This window comes from Rhizobacter sp. P2_H2, assembly GCF_056403375.1.
The window spans coordinates 1-4,181 of sequence record NZ_JBFUFP010000456.1 but is presented as its reverse complement, the minus strand read 5'-3'; the positions used below and the strand labels follow the sequence as shown (position 1 = coordinate 4,181).

The 4,181-nt window shown below is 72.5% G+C and carries 4 protein-coding genes; 3 read left to right on the top strand and 1 reads right to left on the bottom strand.

Annotation, left to right across the window (positions count from 1 at the left end):
• Nucleotides 1-191: 191 nt before the first annotated feature.
• Genes AC1D15_RS20260 through AC1D15_RS20250 form a run of 3 tightly spaced genes read left to right on the top strand, consistent with a single transcriptional unit; the run spans nt 192 to nt 2,465 of the window.
• Nucleotides 192-1,115: a carbamate kinase gene (locus AC1D15_RS20260; RefSeq protein ID WP_477827382.1), complete on the top strand. Its 924-nt coding sequence runs from the start codon at nt 192-194 to the stop codon at nt 1,113-1,115.
• Nucleotides 1,116-1,153: 38 nt separating this feature from the next.
• Entirely contained in the window at nt 1,154-2,008 is an 855-nt protein-coding gene (locus tag AC1D15_RS20255; RefSeq protein WP_477827381.1) for a universal stress protein, read from the top strand.
• A 34-nt stretch (nt 2,009-2,042) separates the two neighbouring features.
• A complete protein-coding gene (locus tag AC1D15_RS20250) occupies nt 2,043-2,465 on the top strand; it encodes a universal stress protein (protein WP_465113055.1) in 423 nt (140 codons plus the stop codon).
• A gap of 12 nt (nt 2,466-2,477) precedes the next feature.
• Here AC1D15_RS20250 and AC1D15_RS20245 read toward each other — a convergent pair.
• A partial coding sequence (locus AC1D15_RS20245; RefSeq protein ID WP_477827380.1) for a bifunctional acetate--CoA ligase family protein/GNAT family N-acetyltransferase occupies nt 2,478-4,181 on the bottom strand: 1,704 nt, incomplete at its 5' end.

The window sequence follows — 4,181 nt, the reverse complement described above, 5'->3', positions numbered from 1 at the left end:
CGCTTCGTGGACTGACTCATCGGCTGTGTTTGACCACAACGAACGAAGTGAGTGACGGGAGTTTGCCGATGCAMCCCCGAAGCCGAKCTTCTYCGTGCAGTCGGCCCGCCAGGGCCGACCGCCCCAGCTGAGCCCCCGCAGCCTGCCCCCGCCCGCCCCGTCCACGCGCACAGAAAGAACGGAGAGACAAGATGAGAATCGTCGCAGCCCTCGGAGGCAACGCATTGATCCGCCGCGGCCAGCCGATGTCGGTGCAGGTCCAGCGTGACAACCTGACGGCAGCAGCCCGGGCCCTCGCGCCACTGGCCGCCGACAACGAGCTGGTCGTCACGCATGGCAACGGCCCGCAGGTCGGCTGGCTCGCGCTGCAGGCCGCCGCCTGGCAGGACAGCCGCGCCGGTGCCGAGACCACCCCGCTCGACGTGCTCGGCGCCGAGAGCGACGGCATGGTCGGCTACCTGGTCGAACAGGCGCTGGCCTGTGAACTCGGCGGCCACCCGATCGCGACACTGCTCACGCAGGTGCGCGTCGACGCGGGCGATCCTGCCTTCGCCACGCCGACCAAGCCGGTCGGCCCCGGCTACCGGCTGCCCGAGGTGCAACTGCTCGCCGAACGCGGCTGGCAGTTCGCGCGCGACGGCGAGCAGTGGCGCCGCGTCGTGCCGTCGCCGCGGCCGCAGCAGGTCGTCGAACTGCGGGCCATCCGCCACCTGCTCGCGGCCGGCGTCGTCGTCTGCGCCGGTGGCGGCGGCATCCCGGTCGTCGAGCGCGACGGCATGCTGCGCGGCATCGATGCCGTCATCGACAAGGATGCCGCCAGCGCCTTGCTCGCCCGCGAGCTGCACGCCGACGTGCTGCTGCTGCTCACCGATGTCAACGGCATCCGCACCGGGTTCGGCACGCCCGACGAGCACCGGCTCGCGTCGGCCACGCCGCGCTCGCTGCGCCAGCTCGCGCTGCCCGCCGGCTCGATGGGCGCCAAGGCACTCGCCGCCGCTGAGTTCGTCGAGACGACCGGCCGGCGCGCCGCGATCGGCCGGCTCGACGATGTCGCCGCGCTGCTGGCCGGCACCAGCGGCACCCAGGTCACGCGCGATGAATCCGATTTGAGTTGAATCAAGCCGTCGCGGCGGCACAGGCGTACCGTTGCACCATGCCGCAACGCCTCGCCACCGTGAACCCGATCCGCTCGATCCTGATGCTCGCGGACACCTCGCCGCGCACCGCGACACGGCTCACGATCGCACGCGAACTCGCCGAGCGGCACGACGGCGACGTCACCGCGCTGTTCGCCGCCACGCCGCTGCATGCCGAACCCGAAGGCCGCTTCGGCGCCGTCGCCGGCGCAGCCGCCACGCTCGACCAGCCCGACACCCGCCAGCTCGCACGCGAACGGCTGCTGCAGGACATCACCGGTGGCGAGGAGCTCTCGCGCGTGCGCTGGGCCGAGGTCACGCGCGAACCGGTGCTGCAGGCCCTCGTCCAGCACGCGCTGTGCACCGACCTGCTGGTGCTCGGCCAGCGCGACCCGGCCGTCGCAGGCCACGACCTGCCGGCCGGTTTCACCGAATCGCTGCTGATCGAAAGCGGCAAGCCCGCGCTGATCGTGCCCGACCGCGGCACCGCCAGCTCCGCGCCCGACTGCATGCTGGTGGCCTGGAAACCCTCGCGCGAGGCGGCCCGCGCCGTCACCGCCGCGCTGCCGTTCCTGGCGCAGGCCCGCGAGGTGCATGTCGCCAGCTGGTCGCGCAACGCGGTCGTCGGCGCCGCCGGCGGCCTCGACATCGTCGGCCACCTGAAGGCCCACGGCATCACGCCCGTGCTGCACCAGCGCGGCTACGAACCGCGCTCGATCGGCGACGAGTTGCTGGCGCTGGCCGCGCAGGTCGGCGCGCAGTGGCTGGTGATGGGCTGCTACGGGCACGGCCGGCTGCGCGAGCAGGTGCTCGGCGGCGCCACCCGCACGCTGATGCACACCGCGCCGCTGCCGCTGTTGATGATCCATTGACCCGAACCTGTCCACCACGATGAAGGAGAAGACCATGAAGATCCTGCTGGCTGTCGACGGCAGCGCCTGCACGAAGCAGATGCTGGCCTGGTTGGCCGCCCACGACGAGTTCCTGGGCGGCAACCACGACTACACCGTGCTCACCGTCACGATGCCGGTGCCGCCGCACGCCAAGGGCTTCTTCGACCGCGCGACGGTCGAGAACTACTACCGCGCAGAAGCCGATGAGGTGCTGAAGCCGGTGCGAATGTTCATCGCCCAGCAAGGCTGGAACGCCAGCTTCGTCGACAAGGTCGGCCATGCGCCGGCGGTGATCAGCGAGCTGGCTGACAGCGGCCGCTTCGACCTGGTCGTGATGGGCTCGCACGGGCATTCCGCCCTGGGCTCGGTCGTGCTCGGCTCGGTGACGGCGCGCGTGCTGAACCACTGCAAGACGCCGGTGCTCGTGATCCGCTGATCCGTTGTTCCGCTACGGCTGCAGCGGCAGCACCATCCGCAGGGCATCGCTGTCGCCGCCCTGCGCCTCGAAGCCGAAGCGCTGCACGAAGGCCCGCATCGCCTGGTTGTCGTGCAGCACCAGTCCCACCAGGCGTTGCGTGCCCTGCGCGCCCTGGTAGGCGATCAGCTTGTCCATCAGCAGCCGGCCCAGGCCCCGGCCCTGCAGGTCGCTGCGCACGACGATCGCGAACTCGGCCTCGACGTTGTCCGGGTCGACCGCCGCGCGCGCCACGCCCAGCGTCTCGCCCGCCCCGTCGGCGCCGGGACGCACCGCGATGAAGGCCATCTCGCGCGCGTAGTCGATCTGCGTCAGCCGCGCGAGCTCGCTGTGCGCCAGCTCGCGGCGCGCGTTGAAGAACCGGAAGCGCAGGTCGTCCGGGCTCAGCTGTTCGATGAAGCGGCGGTGCGCCGGCTCGTCCTCCGGGCGCACCGGGCGCAAGGTCAGCGGCTCGCCGCGCCACGCGATGGTCTCGACCAGCGCATCCGGATACGGCCGGATCGCGAAACGCTCCGCACCGGCCACCGGCACGCGGCTCAGCCGGATGCGCGCATCCAGCGCCAGCACGCCGTCGTGGTCGGCCCACAGCGGGTTGATGTCCAGCTCGGCCAGCTCCGGCAGGTCGGCCAGCATCTGCGACAGCGCGACCAGCGCATCGCCCACCGCATCGAGCCGCGCGGCCGGKTGGTCGCGGTAGCCGGCCAGCAGCCGCGACACCTGGGTGCGCGACACCAGCTCGCGCGCCAGCGCCCGGTTCAGCGGCGGCAGCGCGATCGCGCGGTCGGCCCGCACCTCGACCGCCGTGCCGCCATGGCCGAGCATCAGCACCGGGCCGAAACTCGGGTCGATGCTCGTGCCGACGATCAGCTCCTGCGCCATCGGCCGGCTCGCCATCGCCTGCACCGTGAAGCCGCTCACCCGGGCCTGCGGCCGCGCGGCGCGCACCCGTTCGAGCATGCCGGCCGCGGCCTCGCGCAGCGCGGCCTCGTCGGCCAGGCCGAGCGCGACACCACCGACATCCGATTTGTGCGTGATGTCGGGCGAGACGATCTTCAGCACCACCGGGTAGCCGATGCGGCCTGCCGCACCGGCCGCCGCATCGGCGTCGGCCGCCACGCGCAGCGTCGTCACCACCGGAATGCCGTAGGCCGCGAGCACCGCCTTGGCCTCGTGTTCCTGCAGCATCTCGCGGCCGTCGAGCAGCGCCGCGATGATCACGCGGCGCGCGGCGGCGAGGTCCGGCACGGCATTGGCGCTGGCCGACGGCGTCTCCAGCAGCGTCGCCTGGTTGTGCCGGTAGCAGCGCAGCATCGAGAACGCGTTCACCGCTTCCTCGGGCGTCGCGTAGTCGGCGACGCCGGCATCGGTGAACAGCCGGCGCGCCTCGGCCACCGCCGTGTCGCCCAGCCAGCACGCCATCAGCCGGCCGTTCGCCTCGCGGGCCAGCGGCGACAGCGCGCGTGCGATCTCGGCGCTCGGCACGATCGCGGTCGGCGCGTGCATGAACAGCACCGCGCCGGCCTGCGGCTCGGCCAGCACCGCCTGCAGCGCGTCGACATAGCRCTGCACCGGCGCGTCGCCGATGATGTCGACCGGGTTGCCGCGCGACCAGGTGGCCGGCAGCACCGCGTCGAGCCGTGCCAGCAGCGCTGTCGTGGGCTCGGCCAGCGGCACGCC

Bases quoted from the DNA above. Each gene is read 5' to 3' on its own strand.
- AC1D15_RS20260 (WP_477827382.1), top strand. From the start codon at position 192: ATGAGAATCGTCGCAGCCCTCGGAGGCAACGCATTGATCCGCCGCGGC.
- AC1D15_RS20255 (WP_477827381.1), top strand. From the start codon at position 1,154: ATGCCGCAACGCCTCGCCACCGTGAACCCGATCCGCTCGATCCTGATG.
- AC1D15_RS20250 (WP_465113055.1), top strand. From the start codon at position 2,043: ATGAAGATCCTGCTGGCTGTCGACGGCAGCGCCTGCACGAAGCAGATG.